The sequence below is a fragment of the Psychrobacter sp. FME5 genome, assembly GCF_014861375.1.
GTDB lineage: Bacteria > Pseudomonadota > Gammaproteobacteria > Pseudomonadales > Moraxellaceae > Psychrobacter.
In genome coordinates this window covers 1-2,846 of sequence record NZ_RRYX01000181.1, presented here as the reverse complement: position 1 = coordinate 2,846, position 2,846 = coordinate 1, and the positions used below count along the sequence as shown (strand labels likewise).

At 42.7% G+C, this 2,846-nt stretch carries 3 protein-coding genes; 2 read left to right on the top strand and 1 reads right to left on the bottom strand.

The window, feature by feature from the left end:
• Positions 1–229 precede the first annotated feature (229 nt).
• On the top strand, positions 230–1,078 hold the full coding sequence (locus EI161_RS13845) for a DUF2382 domain-containing protein (RefSeq protein ID WP_192524737.1): 849 nt from the start codon (positions 230–232) through the stop codon (positions 1,076–1,078).
• 214 nt (positions 1,079–1,292) lie between these two features.
• Positions 1,293–1,952: a YsnF/AvaK domain-containing protein gene (locus EI161_RS13840; protein WP_192524736.1), complete on the top strand. Its 660-nt coding sequence runs from the start codon at positions 1,293–1,295 to the stop codon at positions 1,950–1,952.
• A gap of 124 nt (positions 1,953–2,076) precedes the next feature.
• Here the strand turns inward: EI161_RS13840 and EI161_RS13835 are convergent, their stop codons facing one another.
• Positions 2,077–2,622, bottom strand: coding sequence for a hypothetical protein (locus EI161_RS13835; RefSeq protein WP_192524735.1), 546 nt, complete (start codon positions 2,620–2,622; stop codon positions 2,077–2,079).
• Positions 2,623–2,846 lie beyond the last annotated feature (224 nt).

The following is a 2,846-nucleotide window of genomic DNA, read 5'->3' as shown; positions in this document are numbered from 1 at the left end:
CTATAAATTTAATACTATGTTTTGCCCCTTTAAGGGCATAAATCTGGTATCGTTCCCCTAGGCTTAGATGTGTATAGTTCATGGTTGCAATCTCACTTTGGTCGGTGGATAAAAACTTTGATGCTAGCGCATCTAGGTCTTTTTTTCACCTCACATTTGGTATTGCACTTCATGTGTTAATCTAAGATTTAAAAAAATAACCATTAATTTATAAAAAAGGAAGACAATAATGAGCCAACTAATTCGTTTAAAAGACATCCAAGCGACTCACCGCGACCTTATTGGTGATGACTATTATGACCCATCAGGTAAAACTGCTTACGGCGTCAATGAAGAGAAAATCGGTAAAATTGAGGGCGCACTGGTAGAAGACACCACTGGTCGCATCCGCTATTTAATCGTTGATGCAGGTGGTTGGTTCAGCTCAAAAGAAGTATTGGTACCAGCAGGCCTAGCGCGTATCGTAGGTGATGACGTATTCTTTGATAGCTTAACGCAGGCGCAAGTCGAGGCCATGGAAGTCTATGATCATGACTACCAGTACAGCTATAAAGACCAATACGAAAAAGATCGTCAAGCGTTTACTGCTGAGACTATTCCAGCTGAAGAGCGTATGGATATTAAAGATACTGCCTATGATGCACCTAACACGTTAGAGCTACTCGAAGAGCGCCTAACCGTGAATAAAGACCGCATCGTTGCAGGGTTGGTAAAAGTCGGTAAGCATGTGGTTACCGAAGAACGCAATGTCGATGTTGAGCTCGAAGAAGAGCATGCCGATATACAGCGCACTAACGTAGATCGTCCAACAGACCGCCGTATCGGTGATGTAACTGGTAACGAGACTGTCGAAGTGGAGCTAGAAGCTGAACGTGCCCGCGTCGGTAAAGATACTTATGTATCTGAAGAAGTCAACGTCGGTAAAACTACTGAGCGTCATACTGAAACTATCGTCGAAACCATCCAGCGCGAAGAGTTAGACATTGATAATGATGGCAACGTCGTAGACCGTGAAGGTAACATCGTAGACCGTGACGGCATTACCGCAGAAGATGTACGCCGCGCTCGTGGTATGTAATAAGCAATGTGTTCACATAGTTGAATATCTGTTTTAAAAGGCTATTTTAAAAGGCTATGTGATTGCAATTAGCAGCTGAGTTTATGAACTCAGTGAATAAGACCAGAGCACGCCTCTGGTCTTTTTTTATATCCGACTGTTTTATACCCAACAGCTTTACAGCTCAGTACTTTTATAGCCCAAACTTTTCGGCCTGACAATAAGGAATACAATAATGAATACCGATGACAATAAACCCATTATAAATGATAGAGTCGACAAAGAAGATCAACTCACAACGGCATCTGTACCCCCAAACCTCGATGAGTTAGCCGAGCATAGCCATCAGCAACAAGACTACAATCAAGAGCCAACCGTATTAGCCAATCAAAATGACGCACTAACAAACACCAGCAGCGGTGGTCATCTTGAACTATTAGAAGAGCGTCCAGTTATCAACAAGGAACGCTTGGATGTTGGCAAAGTTACCGTTACTAAGCACGCACGTACCAAGACTATCGAGGTGCCTATTGAGCTGGTAGAAGAATATATTACAGTGCGTACGGAATACCACGATAGCGAAAGTCAGGATTTATTATCGGGCAGTTATGATGATAAAGACATACTGCGTCACGTTGAGCCATCGTTAGACAGTAAGGCCGTGGTTACGGTGAATGGCAAACAAATTGAGGTTGGCGATGAGCCGATTGAGATCATCTTATCGCGTCAAGTAGCTACTATCACCAAAGACACCCATGTGATTCAAGAAGTGGACATTAATAAAACCACCCATACCCATACCGATAGCATCCAAGTAGAGCTTAAGCACGAAGAGCTAGATGTGGCAGAAGAAGGGTTCTTGGCACATGAGCGCGATACTACGCAAAGAAAATAAAGCTATTTCCTACAAGTTTTAAAAATTGGACATAAGAAAAATCAGACATAACAAAAGCAACGCGAACGTTGCTTTTGTTATTGGGTCTTATACTATAGGCCGTGCTCGTTTCGTAAGGCTTACTTTATACCGCGTCTTCTGGTGCTTTTTCTGTTTTCTTACATTCATAAGTACTGACGTTAGAGGCATCTGCACCAGCAGTACGCATCACACCTGTCTCGCGATCTTTATGCGCCACGCGCCACTGCACAAAGCCTTCGTTACCATCAATAGCTGTCGATCCTTCAAACACTTCAGGATTGCTGCCATCATTGGTTTTGGTCAATGTGACTGTTCCTTTGGCCGTACCAATAACTACTTGGTTGTCAGTATCTTTATAAGTCGCTTCGACTGCTAATTCAGGTGCACACAGATAGGATATCTGAGTCACATCATTGTTTACGGTAGCAACCGTATCATCTTCTACGTCGCTTACAGGTGCATCTACGACAACATCGCTTGGCTCGGCAGGCTCAGCAGACATTGGTACTGACTGCTCTTCACTGATGCCGTCTTCCAAACTTGGGTCTGTTTCTTGGTTTTGTTGACAAGCACTAACCGTCATGGCGCCAGCTAATAAACCCGTTATAACCACAGAGGTACGCAACTGTTTTAATAATTCTAAATTCATAACACTCTCCCAAATAAATATCTTAAACACTATAGCGTGTCCATAAATGCTCGCCTACACTGAATTTGTAAGTAATCACTACAACAACGATGATACAGTCAGTTCAACATAAAAGAAATGCGATTGTAATAAAGTAAATAACCACGTGCTACTGTTATAAATTTTTCTAGCTTGCTGTGCCTACGCAGACAGAGGCTACAAAAAAACTATACCAGCAGTATCGT

What these genes read in the sequence shown, in the direction of transcription:
- EI161_RS13835 (WP_192524735.1), bottom strand. Translation starts at nt 2,622, where the DNA reads ATGAATTTAGAATTATTAAAACAGTTGCGTACCTCTGTGGTTATAACG.
- EI161_RS13845 (WP_192524737.1), top strand. Translation starts at nt 230, where the DNA reads ATGAGCCAACTAATTCGTTTAAAAGACATCCAAGCGACTCACCGCGAC.
- EI161_RS13840 (WP_192524736.1), top strand. Translation starts at nt 1,293, where the DNA reads ATGAATACCGATGACAATAAACCCATTATAAATGATAGAGTCGACAAA.